The organism is Massilia sp. LC238 (assembly GCF_000735635.1).
In the GTDB taxonomy this organism is placed as follows: Bacteria; Pseudomonadota; Gammaproteobacteria; order Burkholderiales; family Burkholderiaceae_D; genus Telluria; species Telluria varians.
Genome location: NZ_JNNN01000080.1, coordinates 1 through 16,290 on the forward strand (window position 1 = coordinate 1; position 16,290 = coordinate 16,290).

General features: G+C 66.1%; 17 protein-coding genes. 12 read left to right on the top strand and 5 right to left on the bottom strand.

Going from position 1 to position 16,290, the window contains the following annotated elements; genetic code table 11:
• Window positions 1-197: 197 nt before the first annotated feature.
• The gene (locus tag FG94_RS23340) at window positions 198-938 is read right to left on the bottom strand and encodes a beta-ketoacyl-ACP reductase (RefSeq protein ID WP_036216755.1); all 741 of its coding nucleotides are present in this window, start codon (window positions 936-938) and stop codon (window positions 198-200) included.
• 70 nt (window positions 939-1,008) lie between these two features.
• Window positions 1,009-2,187: an acetyl-CoA C-acetyltransferase gene (locus FG94_RS23345; protein ID WP_036216757.1), complete on the bottom strand. Its 1,179-nt coding sequence runs from the start codon at window positions 2,185-2,187 to the stop codon at window positions 1,009-1,011.
• A gap of 301 nt (window positions 2,188-2,488) precedes the next feature.
• On the opposite strand from FG94_RS23345, the gene minC reads away from it, so the two are divergent.
• From minC to minE, 3 genes are read left to right on the top strand one after another with little or no spacing between them, the layout of a single operon-like run.
• A complete protein-coding gene (gene minC / locus FG94_RS23350) occupies window positions 2,489-3,283 on the top strand; it encodes a septum site-determining protein MinC (RefSeq protein WP_036216759.1) in 795 nt (264 codons plus the stop codon).
• Between the two features lie 43 nt (window positions 3,284-3,326).
• The gene (gene minD, locus FG94_RS23355) at window positions 3,327-4,142 is read left to right on the top strand and encodes a septum site-determining protein MinD (RefSeq protein WP_027864593.1); all 816 of its coding nucleotides are present in this window, start codon (window positions 3,327-3,329) and stop codon (window positions 4,140-4,142) included.
• 1 nt (window position 4,143) lies between these two features.
• Window positions 4,144-4,395 (top strand): cell division topological specificity factor MinE, encoded by a 252-nt coding sequence (minE, locus tag FG94_RS23360; protein WP_027864594.1) that lies wholly within the window; start codon window positions 4,144-4,146, stop codon window positions 4,393-4,395.
• A gap of 30 nt (window positions 4,396-4,425) precedes the next feature.
• Here the strand turns inward: minE and FG94_RS23365 are convergent, their stop codons facing one another.
• Window positions 4,426-4,986, bottom strand: a complete 561-nt coding sequence (locus tag FG94_RS23365) for a hypothetical protein (RefSeq protein ID WP_051997038.1) — start codon at window positions 4,984-4,986, stop codon at window positions 4,426-4,428.
• 187 nt (window positions 4,987-5,173) lie between these two features.
• Here FG94_RS23365 and FG94_RS23370 point away from each other — a divergent pair, with 187 nt between their 5' ends.
• The 9 genes from FG94_RS23370 (at window position 5,174) to FG94_RS23410 (ending at window position 14,830) form a co-directional block, all read left to right on the top strand.
• Window positions 5,174-5,863, top strand: coding sequence for a response regulator transcription factor (locus FG94_RS23370; protein WP_036216761.1), 690 nt, complete (start codon window positions 5,174-5,176; stop codon window positions 5,861-5,863).
• A 96-nt stretch (window positions 5,864-5,959) separates the two neighbouring features.
• Window positions 5,960-7,240: a glutamyl-tRNA reductase gene (gene hemA, locus FG94_RS23375; protein WP_036216763.1), complete on the top strand. Its 1,281-nt coding sequence runs from the start codon at window positions 5,960-5,962 to the stop codon at window positions 7,238-7,240.
• Between the two features lie 81 nt (window positions 7,241-7,321).
• Entirely contained in the window at window positions 7,322-8,398 is a 1,077-nt protein-coding gene (gene prfA / locus FG94_RS23380; RefSeq protein WP_036216765.1) for a peptide chain release factor 1, read from the top strand.
• An 85-nt stretch (window positions 8,399-8,483) separates the two neighbouring features.
• Window positions 8,484-8,957, top strand: a complete 474-nt coding sequence (locus FG94_RS23385) for a disulfide bond formation protein B (protein WP_027864598.1) — start codon at window positions 8,484-8,486, stop codon at window positions 8,955-8,957.
• Window positions 8,954-9,781: a peptide chain release factor N(5)-glutamine methyltransferase gene (prmC, locus tag FG94_RS23390; RefSeq protein WP_036216767.1), complete on the top strand. Its 828-nt coding sequence runs from the start codon at window positions 8,954-8,956 to the stop codon at window positions 9,779-9,781. Before FG94_RS23385 ends, prmC begins: the two co-directional genes overlap by 4 nt.
• A 58-nt stretch (window positions 9,782-9,839) precedes the next feature.
• Entirely contained in the window at window positions 9,840-11,627 is a 1,788-nt protein-coding gene (locus tag FG94_RS23395) for a DUF885 family protein (protein ID WP_051997039.1), read from the top strand.
• 84 nt (window positions 11,628-11,711) lie between these two features.
• Complete coding sequence (gshA, locus tag FG94_RS23400; protein WP_036216769.1) at window positions 11,712-13,316, top strand: glutamate--cysteine ligase; 1,605 nt, start codon at window positions 11,712-11,714, stop codon at window positions 13,314-13,316.
• A 30-nt stretch (window positions 13,317-13,346) separates the two neighbouring features.
• Complete coding sequence (locus FG94_RS23405) at window positions 13,347-14,339, top strand: acetylpolyamine aminohydrolase (RefSeq protein ID WP_036216771.1); 993 nt, start codon at window positions 13,347-13,349, stop codon at window positions 14,337-14,339.
• 38 nt (window positions 14,340-14,377) lie between these two features.
• Window positions 14,378-14,830 carry a GNAT family N-acetyltransferase gene (locus FG94_RS23410; protein ID WP_036216955.1) on the top strand — a complete coding sequence of 151 codons (453 nt, stop codon included), beginning with the start codon at window positions 14,378-14,380 and terminating at the stop codon, window positions 14,828-14,830.
• On the opposite strand, the gene FG94_RS23415 is transcribed toward FG94_RS23410, so the two are convergent.
• The gene (locus FG94_RS23415; protein WP_161783991.1) at window positions 14,827-15,204 is read right to left on the bottom strand and encodes a PEP-CTERM sorting domain-containing protein; all 378 of its coding nucleotides are present in this window, start codon (window positions 15,202-15,204) and stop codon (window positions 14,827-14,829) included. The two genes, FG94_RS23410 and FG94_RS23415, sit on opposite strands and share 4 nt — an antisense overlap.
• A gap of 134 nt (window positions 15,205-15,338) precedes the next feature.
• Entirely contained in the window at window positions 15,339-16,184 is an 846-nt protein-coding gene (locus tag FG94_RS23420; RefSeq protein WP_036216775.1) for an HAF repeat-containing protein, read from the bottom strand.
• Between the last annotated feature and the right edge of the window lie 106 nt (window positions 16,185-16,290).

A 16,290-nucleotide genomic window follows, 5' to 3' on the forward strand; every position in this document is an offset into this window, starting at 1 on the left:
GCGGCGTCGCTCTTCGGACACCGTCACGACTTCGATGGTTTGGTTGTTCCTAGTCATACTCACAGTCTTATTCCTATCCGTAAGGATACAGCATCGACTGTGTCTGGTGAATCAAGGGGCTATCTCAGCACCCAAATAAAACTGCCCGGTCGATCACTCGTCCGGGCAGTCTTATCCTGCAGTCCTGTAGAAAACGATCAGGACATGTGCTGCCCCCCATTAATCGCGATATTCGCGCCTGTGACAAACGCTGCTTCATCCGACGACAGGTAAGCCACCAGGCCGGCGACTTCTTCCGGCTTGCCCAGGCGGCCCATCGGAATCTGCGGAATGATTTTGCTTTCCAGAACTTCACTCGGGATGTCCATCACCATCTTGGTGCCGATGTAGCCCGGCGAGATGGTGTTGACGGTGACGCCCTTGCGCGCCACTTCCAGGGCCAGGGCCTTGGTGAAGCCGTGCATGCCGGCCTTGGCCGCCGAATAGTTGGTCTGGCCGAAGGCGCCCTTCTGGCCGTTCACCGACGAGATGTTGATGATCCGGCCCCAGCCGCGCTCGACCATGCCGTCGCAGACCGGCTTGGTCATGTTGAACACGGAATCCAGGTTGGTCTTCATGACCGCGTCCCAGTTCGGCTTGTCCATCTTCTTGAAGGTCATGTCGCGCGTGATGCCGGCGTTGTTCACCAGCACGTCGACCGGGCCGACTTCCTGCTCGACCTGGCGCACGCAGGCCTGGGCCGAATCGTAATCGGCCACGTCGCAGGGATAGGCCCGGAAGTCGTAGCCCTGCTCTTTCATCTGGCTCAGCCAGCTCTCCGCCTTCTTGTTCCCCGGCGAATACGTAGTGACGACCTTGTAACCCAAAGCGGCCAGCTTGATGCACACCGCTTCGCCCAGACCGCCCATGCCGCCCGTCACCAATGCTACTCGTGCCATTGTCTTCTCCAGTTATATTTGTCAGTCACTGCTGTTCGAGGGGCGGCCCTGGGCCGTCCCGTGTATCGCTTCAGTCGCGCTCGACCGCCAGCGCCACGCCCATGCCGCCGCCGATGCACAGGCTGGCCAGGCCGCGCTTGGCGTCGCGGCGCACCATCTCGTGCAGCAGGGTCACCAGCACGCGGCAGCCGGAGGCGCCGATCGGGTGGCCCAGCGCGATCGCGCCGCCGTTCACGTTGATCTTCGAGGTATCCCAGCCCATTTCCTTGTTGACCGCGATGGCCTGGGCGGCAAACGCCTCGTTGATTTCCATCAGGTCGATGTCTTCATGGGTCCAGCCGGCCTTCTTGAGGCACAGCTGGGTGGCCGAGACCGGGCCCATGCCCATGATCGACGGGTCCAGGCCGGCCGATGCGTAGGCCTTGATGCGCGCCAACGGGGTCAGGCCCAGCTCTTTCGCCTTCGAGGCGCTCATCATGATGACGGCTGCGGCGCCGTCGTTGATGCCGGAGGCGTTGCCGGCGGTGACGCTGCCTTCCTTGTTGAAGGCCGGACGCAGGCCGCTCAGCGCTTCGAGCGTCGAGCCGTGCTTCGGGTATTCGTCGGTGTCGAAGATGGTCGGGCCCTTCTTGGACGGGATCTCGACGGGGATGATCTCGTCCTTGAACTTGCCGGCCTTCTGGGCGGCTTCGGCCTTGAGCTGCGACTGCAGCGCGAACTCATCCTGCTCGGCGCGCGACACGTCGTACTTGCGCGCCACGTTCTCGGCGGTCACGCCCATGTGGTACTGGTTGTACACGTCCCACAGGCCGTCGACGATCATGGTGTCGACCAGCTTGGCGTCGCCCATGCGGAAACCGTCGCGCGAGCCGTTCAGCACGTGCGGCGAGGCGCTCATGTTTTCCTGGCCGCCGGCGATGACGATCTGGGCGTCGCCGCACTTGATGGCCTGGGCCGCCAGGTGGGTAGCCTTCAGGCCGCTGCCGCAGACCATGTTGATGGTCTGGGCCGGCACCATGTCGGGCAGCCCACCCTTGATGACGGCCTGGCGGGCCGGGTTCTGGCCGGCGCCGGCGGTGAGGACCTGGCCCATGATCACCTCGCTGACCGAGGCGGGATCGATGCCGGTCTTGGCCAGCAGTTGGCGAATCACGTGCGCGCCGAGCTCGGCGGCAGGTATCTTGGCCAGCGTGCCGCCGAATTTACCGACAGGCGTGCGGCCGGCGGCCACGATGACGACATCTTCCATGTTGCTCTCCCTAGTTCCCGGTCTGGCCGGGGAATGTTAAAAACTGAAGACGGCTGGGCCGAAAAGCATGCATCTTACGGTTTGCGCAAAGCCCATGTTTAATCGAAATCAATCTTATCAGCTTATTCACCGATTACAACCGCGCCATAACAGGCTGTCACCATCTTGCGCACATATTTTTGAACGTGCATCACCTAGTCGTGGTAACACTCATTTCTACTAGGAATCATGCGTACGTAAATGTCCTTTCGGTCAAATTTCACAGTAGAATGCACGAGCGCAACGCCAACCAGACCGTTTTATGCTGAAGACCCCATCCTCTCTGCCCATCGAAATCAAGATTTCCACGGTCGTCGCCATTTCGACGATCCTGCATTCGGCCGACCCGGCCACGATCGACGCGGCACTGAACCAGATGACCGGCGGGGTCTCGGACTTCTTCGAGGACGAGTTCGCGGTGATCGACATCGCCGCCATCGCCCACGAGTGGTCCGCCACTGCGGCACCAAGCATCGACTGGCCGGCCCTGGTGGCGCTGCTGAAGAAATACCGGCTCAATGCGGTGGCCGTGCGCGGCGCCGGTCCGGAAATGGCGGACGCGATCCGCGCCCATGGCCTGTCGCTGGACGACGGATCGAGCGGCGTGCGCGCTCCTGAAACGAAAGAAGTGCCGGCCGCGGCGGCGCCGACCCCGGCACCCACGCCAGCGCCCACGCCGGCGCCTGAACCTGCCCCGGCGTCCGCGCCGGTGGCGGCCATGATCATCGACACCCCGGTGCGTGCCGGCCAGCGCGTCTACGCGCGCGGCACCGACCTGATCATCACCGCGGTCGTCAACAATGGCGCGGAAATCATCGCCGACGGCAGCATCCACGTGTACGCGCCCCTGAACGGCCGGGCACTGGCGGGCGCTTCCGGGAATCCGGAAGCGCGCATCTTTGCCCTGTCGATGCAGCCGGAACTGGTGTCGATCGCGGGCGTGTACCGTACCTTCGACGACGGTTTCCCGAATGACCTGACGCGCCAGCCGGCGCAGATCAAGCTGGTCGGCGACCGGCTGGCGATCTCGTCGCTGGCGCCGGCATCCCGCGCATAAACCTTTGACCGCAGATACTGCTAGAACTGTAAAGGACCTTTTTGTGGCAAGAATTATTGTTGTGACGTCCGGCAAGGGCGGTGTGGGCAAAACCACTTCGAGCGCAAGCTTTTCCAGCGGCCTGGCCCTGCGCGGCCACAAGACCGCGGTCATCGACTTCGACGTCGGCCTGCGCAACCTCGACCTGATCATGGGTTGCGAACGCCGCGTGGTCTACGACCTGATCAACGTGATCAACGGCGAGGCGACCCTGAACCAGGCGCTGATCAAGGACAAGCACACCGACAACCTGTTCATCCTGCCGGCCTCGCAGACGCGCGACAAGGAAGCGCTGAGCGAAGACGGCGTCGAGCGCGTGCTGAACGATCTGGTCAAGATGGGCTTCGAATTCATCATCTGCGACTCGCCGGCGGGCATCGAGCACGGCGCGCTGATGGCGCTGACCTTCGCGGACGAGGCGATCATCGTCACCAACCCGGAAGTGTCCTCGGTGCGCGACTCGGACCGCATCCTCGGCATCCTGCAAGCCAAGTCGCGCCGCGCCCAGAGCGGTTCGGAGCCGGTCAAGGAACACCTCCTGATCACCCGCTACTCGCCGAAGCGCGTGGAAGCCGACGAAATGCTGTCCTACCAGGACGTGCAGGAAATCCTGCGCATCCCGCTGATCGGCATCATCCCGGAATCGGAATCGGTGCTGCATGCCTCGAACCAGGGCAACCCGGCGATCCATTTCAAGGGCACCGACGTGGCCGAGGCCTACGAGGACGTGATCGCCCGCTTCCTGGGCGAAGAGCGTCCGCTGCGTTTCACCAACTACGAAAAGCCGGGCCTGTTCCAGCGTATCTTTGGAGCCAAGTGATATGGCACTTCTCAACTTTCTGTTTCCGGAGAAAAAGAAGAGCGCTTCAGCCGCCAAGGAACGCCTGCAGATCATCATCGCCCGCGAGCGCAGCAGTGTGACCGGTCCGGACTTCCTGCCGGCCCTGCACCGCGAGCTGATCGAGGTCATCTCGAAATACACCAAGGTCAGCGCGGACGACATCAAGATCTCGCTCGACCGCCAGGGCAACCTGGAAGTGCTGGACGTGAACGTGGTGCTGCCGGACGCCTGAGCGATCCTGCTCCGATAAACAAGTGCCCGCTCAAGCGGGCATTTGTTTATCCGCCTGCGCCGTCCCCGCATCGATCACCTGCAGCTTCTGCAACTCGCGCGCTACCTTGGCGCAGGCATCCACGTGCTGGTAGCCCATCTTGCGGAACAAGGCGAAGCCGATCGCCGCCGAGGCCACCTGCCCCGCGACCGGCACCACCTTGGCCACCGTCTTGGCCGCGATCTTCACGCCGGCGCGCTTGAACAGCACCAGCACCAGCCGCTTGGTCACCAGTTTCCCCACCAGCATGCCGCCGACCGAGGCCGCCGCCTGGTAGGCCAATACTCGCAGGCGCGGATGCAGGCGCTCGATCTGTTTCTGGCTCAGGCCGAATTCCTTGTTGACCTCTTCCACCAGCAGCGTGAAGGTGCTCAGGTCCGACAGCACGTCCAGGCCCGGCAACGGTACCGCCGCCACCCCGGCCGACACCAGCGCCCGCTTGCGCACCATCTCGCGGCAGCGCTCGCGCACCACCTCGATCTCGGCCCCGCTCACCGGCGTCACCGGCGATTCGGGCGCGACGAGGTCTTTATTTTTGCGTCGAAACAACATATCGCCTCCCGGTAACTTCGTACCGACAAGTGTAACGCGCGGCCCGCGTTCGCTTGAACACAACACAACGGCGTTTCCTGCGGAAAATCTTTATTTTGCTGTAGCGTTATTTTGTGAAAGTCTGCTATATTCGGTTTAACCCTTGTAGGAGCCTTCCTACATGGGCAACCTCAACAGTAGATGTCCTATGAAGATCGCCGTTCTTGAACAAGACCGCAGCCAGGCTGAACTCATTTGCCAGGTGCTGACGGCCGCGGGCCACAGCTGCCAGCCGTATGACAGCGCCAAGGAATGCCTCGCGCAACTGCGCAAGGAAAATGCCGACATGCTGGTCATGGACTGGAACGTCCCCGACATGGAAGGCGCCGAAGTGCTGCGCCGCGCCAAGGAAAAGATGGCGGCCAGTGCGCCTGTCATTTTCCTGGTCGGTAACAATGCCGAAGACGACATCATCGCCGGCGTCACCGCGGGCGCCGACGATTACCTGGTCAAGCCGCTGCGCCGCGGCGAGCTGGTGGCCCGTGTCTCGGCCCTGCTGCGCCGCGCCTACCCGTCGCAGAACAGCGCCGAGCAGCTGCAGTTCGGTCCGTTCACCTTCGAGACCCGCCCGGGCCGCCTGCTCAAGGACGGTTCGATCATCGACGTCACCCAGAAGGAACTCTCGCTGGCGCTGCTGTTCTTCCGCAACATCGGCCGTCCGCTGTCGCGCGCCTACATCCATGAATCCGTGTGGGTACGCGATACCGACGTGCCTTCGCGCACCATGGACACCCACGTCTCGCGCGTGCGCAACAAGCTCAGCCTGCGTCCGGAAAACGGCTTCCGCCTGGTGCCGGTCTACAGCTACGGCTACCGCCTGGAAAAGCTGGGCGCCTGATCATTGCGTCAACACGGGCGGCCGGCCCCGGCCGTCCGCTGAAACCCTTCTCGCACAAGGGTATAATGGGTGCATACCTGTCGACCCCGTCCCACCATGCAACTGCTTGCCGTTGGCCTGAACCACACGACCGCACCGGTCTCGCTGCGCGAGCAGCTGGCGCTCGCGCCTGACCAGCTCGGCAAGGCGGTACAGGCGGCGCGCAGCTGGTTCGCACGCCAGGGCGCGCCTGGCGCTTCCGGCAACGAGGCGGCCATCCTCTCGACCTGCAACCGCACCGAGATGTATGCGGCCAGCGACATCGCCAATCCGCTCGACGCCTCGGCCCAGTTCCTGGCCCACTACCACGCGCTCAATTTCGCCGAACTGCGCCCGCACCTCTACATGCTGCCGCAAGACAGTGCGGTGCGCCACGCCTTCCGCGTCGCCTCCGGGCTCGACTCCATGGTGCTCGGCGAGCCGCAGATCCTGGGCCAGATGAAGGACGCGGTGCGCACCGCCGAGGAAGCCGGCGGCCTGGGCACCTACCTGCACCAGCTGTTCCAGCGCAGCTTTGCCGTGGCCAAGGAAGTGCGCAGCACCACCGAGATCGGCGCCCACAGCGTCTCGATGGCGGCGGCCGCGGTGCGTCTGTCGCAGCGCATCTTCGACCGCATCGCCGACCAGCACGTGCTGTTCATCGGCGCCGGCGAAATGATCGAACTGTGCGCCGCCCACTTCGCGGCCCAGAACCCGAAATCCGTCACCATCGCCAACCGCACCATGGAGCGCGGCCAGCAGCTCGCCACGCGCTACAACGGCGAGGCGATCCGCCTGGCTGACCTGCCCGAGCGCCTGCAGCATTTCGACATCGTGATCTCCTGCACCGCCTCGTCGCTGCCCCTGATCGGCCTCGGCATGGTCGAGCGCGCGATCAAGGCGCGCCGCCATCGACCGGTGTTCATGGTCGACCTGGCCGTGCCGCGCGACATCGAACCCGAAGTCGCGCGCCTGGACGACGTGTTCCTGTATACCGTGGACGACCTTGCCCAGGTGGTCCAGACCGGCATCGAGAGCCGCCAGGCCGCCGTGGCCCAGGCCGAAGCCATCATCGAGACGCGCGTGCAGTCCTTCATGCACTGGGTCGGCGACCGCGCCATGGTGCCGGTCATCCGCGACCTGCACGAATCGAGCGAAGCGCTGCGCCTGGCCGAACTCGAACGCGCACGCAAGCTGCTGGCGCGCGGCGACGACCCGGAGGCGGTGCTCGAAGCGCTGTCGAAGGGCCTGGCCGCCAAGTTCCTGCACGGTCCCCAGCAGGCGCTGCACCACGCCCAGGGCGACGAGCGCGCCCGCCTCGCCAGCCTGCTGCCCCAGCTGTTCCGCGGCCGCCGTTAGCGGCCCTCTTCCTTTCGTCGTGCGCTTCACGCGAGGCGCGTTCCGGCCGCCCCGCGGCTATCTAGACTCTACCGAGCACCCATGAAACCATCCATGCTGGCCAAGCTGGACCAACTGGCCAACCGACTCGTCGAACTGGACGAACTCCTGATGTCCGAAGGCGCCACCGCCAACATGGACAGCTACCGCAAGATGACCCGCGAGCACGCCGAGCTTTCGCCCCTGGTCGCCCTGTACCGCCAGTACGGCGCGGCGCAGGAAGACATTGTGGCTGCCCAGGAGATGGCCCAGGATCCCGAGATGAAGGACTTCGCCCAGGAAGAAATCGAAGCCGCGAAAGCGCGCCTGGCCGACCTCGACCTCGAGCTGCAGAAGATGCTGCTGCCGAAGGACGCCAACGACGAGCGCAACATCTTCCTCGAGATCCGCGCCGGCACCGGCGGCGACGAGTCGGCCCTGTTCGCCGGCGACCTGCTGCGCATGTACAGCCGCTTCGCGGAGCGCAACCGCTGGCAGGTCGAGCTGGTGTCGGAGTCACCCTCGGACCTGGGCGGCTACCGCGAAGTCATCGTGCGCATCATCGGCAACGGCGTGTACTCGAAACTGAAATTCGAATCGGGCGGCCACCGCGTGCAGCGCGTTCCCGCCACCGAGACCCAGGGCCGTATCCACACTTCGGCCTGTACCGTGGCCGTGATGCCGGAAGCCGACGAGGTCGAGGACGTGAACATCAACCCGGCCGACCTGCGCATCGACACCTACCGGGCCTCGGGCGCCGGCGGCCAGCACATCAACAAGACCGATTCGGCGGTGCGCATCACCCACCTGCCGACCGGCATCGTGGTCGAGTGCCAGGACGACCGCAGCCAGCACAAGAACAAGGCGCAGGCGCTCAAGGTGCTGGCGGCCCGCATCAAGGACGTGCAGCTGCGCGAGCAGCAATCGAAAGAGGCGGCCACCCGCAAGAGCCTGATCGGCTCGGGCGACCGCAGCGAACGGATCCGCACCTACAACTTCCCGCAGGGCCGCCTGACCGACCACCGCATCAACCTGACCTTGTACAAGCTGGACTTCATCATGGATGGCGACCTGTCGGAGCTGACCAATGCGCTGGCGGCCGAGCACCAGGCGGAGCTGCTGGCCGCGCTCGGCGATTGATGGGTTAAGCAAAGATTAAGTAGCCATCGGGGCTTCATGCGAGAATGCCCCGTCTCGAACGAACTACACTACAAGAACCATGATGCTGCCTTCCAACCGCCAGATCCTGTTCGCCATCTCCTCGATCTGCTTTGCCCTGATCGGCGTCGCCCTCTACCTGCAGCATGCCCATGACATGCTGCCCTGCCCGCTGTGCGTCATCCAGCGCTACATGTTCCTGGCGATCGGCGTGGCCAGCCTGGTGGCGGCCATCAGCGGCAAGGTGCGCGAAGGCACGGTGCTGGCCCTGCTGGCGGCGCTTGGCGGCCTGTATACGGTCGGCAAGCACCTGTACGTGATCGCCAACCCGGGCTTCAGCTGCGGCATCGACCCGATGGAGACCTTCCTCAACAAGATCCCCACCGCCGAATACCTGCCCTGGCTGTTCCGCGCCGACGGCCTGTGCGAAGGCGCCACCGACGGCATCATGGGCCTGGCGATCCCGCAGTGGTCCGCGATCTGGTTCGTGGTATTGACCGTGCTGCTGGCCTTTGTCCTGCTGCGCAAGAAACGCACATGACGCAAGCCATCCAGGCCGGAGCGACCATCCGGCAGCTGCTGGCCGCCTTGCCGCTCGAACCGCTGGAAAACCGCATCCTGTTGTGCCACGCGCTGGGAGTGTCGCGCGTCGGCCTGATCACCCAGTCCGAACGTGCCTTGACCAGCGCGGAAGCCGCGCACCTGGGCGCATTGGTACAGCGACGCCTGAACGGCGAACCGATCGCCTACATCGTCGGCGAACGCGAATTCTTCGGCCTGCCCTTCCGGGTCGGCCCGGGCGTCCTGATTCCGCGCCCCGACACCGAACTGATCGTCGAACTGAGCCTGGAGCGCCTGCCGCCGCGCGGCCGCCTGCTCGACATGGGCACCGGCAGCGGCGCCATCGCCGTGGCCTGCGCCCACTCGCGCCGCGATGCCAGCGTGACGGCGCTCGACCTCAGCGAAGAAGCGCTGGCCATCGCGCGCGCCAACGCTGCGGCCAACGGCGCGCAAGTGCGCTTCCTGCGCAGCGACTGGTTCGCCGCCATTGGCGAAGAACGCTTCGAACTGATCGCGTCCAACCCACCCTATATCGCCGCCGGCGACGCGCACCTGTCGCAGGGCGACCTGCGCTTCGAGCCGGTCGGCGCCCTCACCGACCATGCCGACGGCCTGACTGCGCTCTGTAACATCGTCGACGGGGCCCCCGATCACCTGATGCCGGGCGGCTGGCTGCTGCTCGAGCATGGCTACGACCAGGCCGAGGCCGTGCGTGCGCTGCTGGCGGCGCGTGGTTTTCTTGAGGTACAAAGCTGGCGCGACCTGGCCGGCATCGAGCGTGTCAGCGGCGGCCGCCTATCCTGACGGGCGCGCCGCCGGGATCAGTCTTGCTAAAATGACCAGACCATTCCTTGGGTCCGGCATGCGCAAACTGTTCGCCTCGATCGTCCTGCTTGCTCCCTTCGTCTGCGGCGCCGCCGATACGACGACGGATGCCGCACGCCGGCTGTTCGAGCGCGAATGGCAGTGGCAGCTGCGCCAGCAGCCCGAGTATGCGACCACCATCGGTGAACACCGCTTCGACGCCAGCCTGAGCGATACCAGCCTGGCCGCCCGCGCCGCCGCCGCCGAGCACACGCGCCAGGTCCTCGCCGAAATACGCCAGCTCGAGCGCACGGAACTTGAGGGCCAGGACCGGATTTCCTACGACCTGTTCATCGCCCAGCGCGAACGCCTGCTGGCGGCCGACGCCTTCGCGCCCTTCGATCCGCAGCCCCTGAGCAGCGTCGACGGCCTGCAGGTGCGCCTGCCGCGGCTGGTCGCCGCGATGCCCTTCACCAGCGAGCTGGATTACCGCAATTACCTGGGGCGCCTGGCCGCCCTGCCCGCGCACGTGGACGGCCTGGTCGAGCAGCTGCGCGCCGGGATGGCCGCCGGCTGGACCCAGCCGAAAACCGTGATGGCGCCGGTGCCGGCGGCCCTGCACGCGCTGCACGAGGAGATCGCCACGGGCCCGCTGTTCGCGCCTTTCCTGCGCATCCCCGCCACGATCGAGCCGGAGACAAGGGAAAAGCTGCTGGTGGACGGCATCTCGGCGCTGGCGAACGGCGCCCAGGCCCTGCACCGGCTGGAGGAGTTCGTGCGCACCGAATACCTGCCGGCGGCGCGCGAGACCATCGGCGCCTCCAGCCTGCCCGGCGGCGCGGACTGGTATGCTTTCCTGGTGCGCCATGCCACCACCACGCGCCTGACCCCGGGCCAGGTGCACGAGATCGGCGTGCGCGAAGTCACCCGCCTGCGCGCCGAGATGGCCATGCAGGCGGCACGCACCGGTTTTCGCGGCAACCTGGCGCAGTTCCTGGGCTTCGCGCGCACCGACCGGCGCCTGTTCTTCCCGGACCAGGAAGCCCTGCTGGCCCGCTACCGCAAGGCCGTGGCGCGCGCCAGCGCGAAGCTGCCCCGGGTCGTGGCGACGGTGCCGGAAGCCGGCATCGCGGTCAAGCCGATGTCGGCGGAAGGCGCCGGCCAGCCGCTTGCCTATTACGAAGGGGGCAGCGAAGGCCGCAGCGCCGCGCTGGTGGTCAACGTATCGCATCTCGATCAGCGGCCAGCCTGGCAGGTCGACAGCGTGGCCCTGCACGAAGCACTGCCGGGCCACCACCTGCAGGTGGCGCGCGCCCAGGAACTCGCGCTGCCGGCCTTCCGCCGCCACGCCTGGTACCAGGCCTTCGGCGAGGGCTGGGCCACCTATGCCGAGGGCCTCGGTCCGGAACTGGGCTTCTTCGGCGATCCGTTCTCGCGTTTCGGCCACCTGAACGAAGAGATGCTGCGCGCGGCGCGGCTGGTGGTGGACACCGGCATCCACCTGCTCGGCTGGTCGCGCAAGCGTGCGATCGACTACCTGAACGCGAATACCGCCAACCCGCCGCCCGATAACGAGGCGGAAGTCGATCGCATCATCGCCCAGCCGGCGCAGGCGCTCGGCTACAAGATCGGCCAGCTGCGCATCGCCGCGCTGCGCGAGCGCGCCGCCACCGTGCTGGGCCGGCGCTTCGACCTGCGCCGCTTCCACGACGTGGTGCTGGGGAACGGCGCCCTGCCGCTGGACGAGCTCCAGCGCCAGGTCGAGCGCTGGATCACGGCCGAACAGGCGCCGGCAAGCGCCAAAGCGCCCCCCCCCGCCCCTGCCCCCGACTCCCCCAAAGAATGAGGCGGTCGCCGACGCACTCCGCATTTTTCGGTTACTCTCTGCTCCAATCGAATTGGTAGTAAAAGAAAGGAAACACCCGTGGGTATGCAACCAGAGTCGAACCAACTACAGCGCCGCCTGGCCCTGCTCGACGACGATGAGCACCGCGCCCTGCTCGGCCAGGGCCTGCGCGGCATCGAACGCGAAACCCTGCGCGTCGACCACAGCGGCCACCTGGCGCGCACCCCGCATCCGGTCGAGCTCGGTTCCGCACTGACCCATCCGCAGATCACCACCGACTATGCCGAAGCCCTGCTGGAATTCATCACACCGGCCGAGCACGACATCTCCGTGGTGCTGAACCACCTGGACGCCATCCACCGTTTCGCGCATGCGCGCCTGAAGGACGAGATGCTGTGGAGCGTCTCGATGCCGGGCGAACTGCCGCTTGAAGAAGACATCGAGATCGCCTGGTACGGCAAGTCGAACATCGGCATGCTCAAGCACGTCTACCGCCGCGGCCTGGCGCTGCGCTACGGGAAGGCGATGCAGTGCATCGCGGGCATCCACTACAACTACTCGCTGCCGGAAAAACTGTGGCAGCTGGTGGCCGCCAGCGAAGGCATCACGGAAGAACGCCGCCATGCGCTGCGCGACTTCCAGTCCGAAAGCTACATCGCGATGATCCGCAATTTCCGTCGCTACAGCTGGCTCCTGATGTACCTGTTCGGCGCCACCCCGGCCCTGACCACCAGCTTCCTGCGCGGCCGCCCGCACAAGCTGGAAACGCTGTCCGACGACACGCTCTACCTGCCCTACGCGACCAGCCTGCGCATGAGCGACCTCGGTTACCAGAACGACGCCCAGTCCGGCCTGCGCCCGCACGAGAACAGCCTGGAGAGCTACGTCACCAGCCTGATGGCCGCCGTGAACACCCCGTACGAACCGTATGCGGCGCTCGGCACCAAGCGCGACGGCGAGTGGATCCAGCTCTCGACCAACGTGCTGCAGATCGAGAACGAGTACTACTCGACGATCCGTCCGAAGCGCGTGATCCGCACCGGCGAGCGTCCGGTGCAGGCGCTGTGCAACCGCGGGGTGCAGTACATCGAGGTGCGCTGCCTCGACGTCGATCCGTTCGAGCCGGTCGGCATCAGCCTGGAAACCGGCCGCTTCCTCGATGCCTTCCTGCTGTTCTGCGCCTTCGAGGAAAGCCCCCTGATCAGCGCCCACGAAGGCCAGGTCCATGCGCGCAACTTTGCCCGCACCGTCAAGGAAGGCCGCGACCCGGCCCTGCTGCTTACCCGCGACGGCACCGACGTGCCGCTCAAGGACTGGGCGCTGGAACTCATCGAACGCATCCGCCCGGTGGCGCAGCTGCTCGACGACCAGCACAACGAGGGCAATGTGCACGAGTCCTCGCTCAACCTGCAGAAGGCCAAGATCATCAATCCGGCGCTGACCCCGTCGGCGCGGGTGCTGGAAGAGATCCGCAGCCTCGGCTCGGCCACCGCCTTCGGCCTGCGCCAGAGCGAGCTGCATGCGGCGAGCTTCCGCGACAGCCCCTTGATGCCGGCCGAGGAAGCCCTGTTCGACGAACTGGCCCGCAAGTCGCTGGACGAGCAGGCCGCGATCGAAGGCCAGGACAGCGGCAGCTTCGACGATTTCGTCGCCGCCTACAACTGCAGCAAACTGTGTAGCAACCAATAAGAGCGCTCCAAGGCCGATATAATCCCGCGCATGCTGACGTTCTACAACGAACACCACGCCCAGCAAGCCGCCAGCGGCGAGACGGCGCCGTGGGACGAGCAGCCTGACGCGGTCGCGCTGACGCTGGCGGAATTCGAGCGGCGCGGCCTGGGGCGCATCGTGACGCCGCACGGCGTGCCGCTGGTCTCGCTCGAGCGCGTGCACACGCCGCGCTACCTGCACTTCCTGCGCACGGCCTGGGGCATGTGGAACGCGCTGGATGCAGCGAACGCCGGCAAGCCGCTGCTGCCGGTCCTGTGGCCGCCGCGCGGCGCAGCGGGCGAGCCCGAACCGGAGGACTTCTTCGCCCGTCTCGGCCTGTTCGCGTCGGACAGCCGCACGCCCATCGCGGGCGGCACCTGGACCGCGGCCAGACTGGGGGCCGACTGCGCCATCAATGCCGCGCACGCGCTGCGCGTGGGCGAACGCGCCAGCTTCGCGCTGACCCGGCCCGCGGGCCAGCATGCGCGCGCCGAGGGCTACGGCGGCGGCTGCTTCCTGAACAATGCCGCGCTGGCGGCCCAGCACCTGCTGGACGATGGCTTGGCGCGGGTGGCGATCCTCGACATCGCGCGCCACCACGGTCACGGCACCCAGGACATCTTCTATGCGCGCAGCGAAGTGCTGTTCGTGTCGATCCACCTCGACCCGCGCCAGGCCTACCCTTTCTATGCCGGCCATGCCGGCGAACAGGGCGTGGGTGCGGGGCTGGGCGCCAACATGAACCTGGCGCTGCCTCCGGATTGCGGCGGCGGCCCCTGGTTCGCGGCGCTGGAAACGGCCTGCGTCAAGCTGGCCATGTTCCGGCCCGAGGCCCTGGTGGTCTCGCTGGGCGGCCTCGCCCCGGGCTTCGGCCTGCAGGGCGGCGACTTCCTGCGCATCGGCGAGCGCATTGCCCATCTCGGCCTGCCCACCACCTTCGTGTTCGAGGGTGGCGGCACCGGCGCCGTCAGCATCCTCGAAGGTTTCGAAACCGCCGCGTGAGCATCCCGCCGCGCGGCCCCACCATCCCGACTTATCCCATGATCGACTGGCAGTTCTCCCATTTCAACGACCTCACTCCCGCCGAGCTGTACGCCGTGCTGGCCCAGCGCCAGGACGTGTTCATCCTCGAGCAGACCTGCCTCTATCCCGACATCGACGGACTCGACCCGGTGGCGCACCACCTGCTGGGCTGGCGCACGGTCGACGGCGAGCGCCGGCTGGCCGCCTACTTGCGCGTGCTGGGCCCGGGCGTGAAATACCAGGAGATGTCGCTCGGCCGCGTCATCACGACCAGGGCCGCGCGCGGCAGCGGCGCCGGGCGCGCCCTGCTGCTTGAGGGCATCGCGCGCGCCGAAGCGCTCTATCCGGGCCACCGCATCCGCATCGGCGCCCAGCAATACCTGGAAAAGTTCTACCAGGGCTTCGGCTTCGAGACCGTCTCCGCACCGTATGACGAAGACGGCATCATGCACATCGATATGCTGCGCTAGGAAAAGCGCAGGCTTTCCCGCCTGCCCGAGCTGCGCCACCCCGCCAGCAGCACCAGTCCGGCCGTCAGCAGCGCATGGCTGCCCGGCTCGGGCACCGTGGAGACCGGGTCCGGCTGCACCGACAGGCAATCGCCGTCCGGACAGGCCTTGCCGAGGATGTGCCGGTCATCCTTGATCTCGTAGGGGAGGCTGGCCCAGCCGCCGAGGCTGCCCGGGTCGCCCATGGCCCCATCCCGGTACAGGAAAGCGTACCCGGTCCACAGGGTATCAGCCTCTTCGCAGGTCACGCCGCCCACCATCTGTCCTGCGCCCGCAACCGGATTGCCGGCGATGTCGCCTTTACCGTGCATGGCCGAGTAGATGGGTTCTGCCATTGCCAGGGCCGGGCAGGCCAGCAGGACCAGCAAGCAGCCGCGAAAAATTTTTCCATCCATGTTCGCTTTAGCCTTATCTGAATCACAAGCTTGAGGCATGCATGGATGGACACTCTGCGCTAGCTCAGGCGAGCTCAGAGCTCGAGCAGCACCGCGCGGCATTCGCCGTACAGGGTGCAGGCATAGGCGGCGATCTGCTGGGCGTCGTTGATGCCGACCGCGTCGAGCACCGTCCAGATGCCGCGCTTGGCGACCAGGTCGTTCAGGTCATGCATCACGCCGTCGCGGTACAGGAAGGCGTGCTGGACGTCGTCATTGACGAAGCTCATGCCGGCCACCTCGCCGCGCTCGTTGATGGCCGCGGCCGTGCTGGTGGGGCCGCCGAGCGTGCCGAGGTCCTTCATCACGCCGTTCGCGTACGTAAAGGCGTGCTGGGCCGTGAAACCGCGCAGGAAGGACATGCCGGCCACGGTGCCGGCGCCGTTGATCCCGGTGGCGCGCGCGACGCCGCTGCCGAGGCTGCCGATCGCGCTCATCTTGCCGCCGGAAACCACGAAGGCGCGGTCGTTGCCGTTGCGGTCCAGTGCGTACCCGGCCACCTGGCCGCGCGCGTTGATGGCCGTGCCGAAGCTCGGCCGGCCGTTCAGCATGCCGAGGTCGCGCAGCACGCCGCCCTGGTACATGAAGGCGTGGGACACGCCGTTCTTCGCCTCCGACGAACCGGCAACCTGGGCATTCGCGCCGATGGCCGCGGCCGCGCTCCCGTTGCCGCCGAGCGTGCCCAGGCGCGTGATCACGCCGCGCGCCCACAGGAAGCCGCGGCCGTCGGCGCCGACGCCCACGATGCGCCCGCTGGCGTCGATGGCATGGGGCGTGGTGTCGGGCGGGAGAAAAGTCATTTTGTAGAGAGTCTGGCTGTGCGCGGTGAGCGGAGCGGCAAGCGAGGAGGACAGGACGAGGGCGAGCAGGGAATGACGCATGACTTTCCTTTGATGCTTGAGTGAAGAGGACTTTCAGCATCTCGAATAGCCGAGCCAGCAGGTTTGAGATAAATCAATGTCCAAAATCTCATTTCTTCAAAGCGTA

Bases quoted from the DNA above. Each gene is read 5' to 3' on its own strand.
- FG94_RS23340 (WP_036216755.1), bottom strand. From the start codon at position 938: ATGGCACGAGTAGCATTGGTGACGGGCGGCATGGGCGGTCTGGGCGAA.
- FG94_RS23345 (WP_036216757.1), bottom strand. From the start codon at position 2,187: ATGGAAGATGTCGTCATCGTGGCCGCCGGCCGCACGCCTGTCGGTAAA.
- minC (WP_036216759.1), top strand. From the start codon at position 2,489: ATGCTGAAGACCCCATCCTCTCTGCCCATCGAAATCAAGATTTCCACG.
- minE (WP_027864594.1), top strand. From the start codon at position 4,144: ATGGCACTTCTCAACTTTCTGTTTCCGGAGAAAAAGAAGAGCGCTTCA.
- FG94_RS23365 (WP_051997038.1), bottom strand. From the start codon at position 4,986: ATGTTGTTTCGACGCAAAAATAAAGACCTCGTCGCGCCCGAATCGCCG.
- FG94_RS23370 (WP_036216761.1), top strand. From the start codon at position 5,174: ATGAAGATCGCCGTTCTTGAACAAGACCGCAGCCAGGCTGAACTCATT.
- hemA (WP_036216763.1), top strand. From the start codon at position 5,960: ATGCAACTGCTTGCCGTTGGCCTGAACCACACGACCGCACCGGTCTCG.
- prfA (WP_036216765.1), top strand. From the start codon at position 7,322: ATGAAACCATCCATGCTGGCCAAGCTGGACCAACTGGCCAACCGACTC.
- prmC (WP_036216767.1), top strand. From the start codon at position 8,954: ATGACGCAAGCCATCCAGGCCGGAGCGACCATCCGGCAGCTGCTGGCC.
- FG94_RS23395 (WP_051997039.1), top strand. From the start codon at position 9,840: ATGCGCAAACTGTTCGCCTCGATCGTCCTGCTTGCTCCCTTCGTCTGC.
- gshA (WP_036216769.1), top strand. From the start codon at position 11,712: ATGCAACCAGAGTCGAACCAACTACAGCGCCGCCTGGCCCTGCTCGAC.
- FG94_RS23405 (WP_036216771.1), top strand. From the start codon at position 13,347: ATGCTGACGTTCTACAACGAACACCACGCCCAGCAAGCCGCCAGCGGC.
- FG94_RS23410 (WP_036216955.1), top strand. From the start codon at position 14,378: ATGATCGACTGGCAGTTCTCCCATTTCAACGACCTCACTCCCGCCGAG.
- FG94_RS23415 (WP_161783991.1), bottom strand. From the start codon at position 15,204: ATGGCAGAACCCATCTACTCGGCCATGCACGGTAAAGGCGACATCGCC.
- FG94_RS23420 (WP_036216775.1), bottom strand. From the start codon at position 16,184: ATGCGTCATTCCCTGCTCGCCCTCGTCCTGTCCTCCTCGCTTGCCGCT.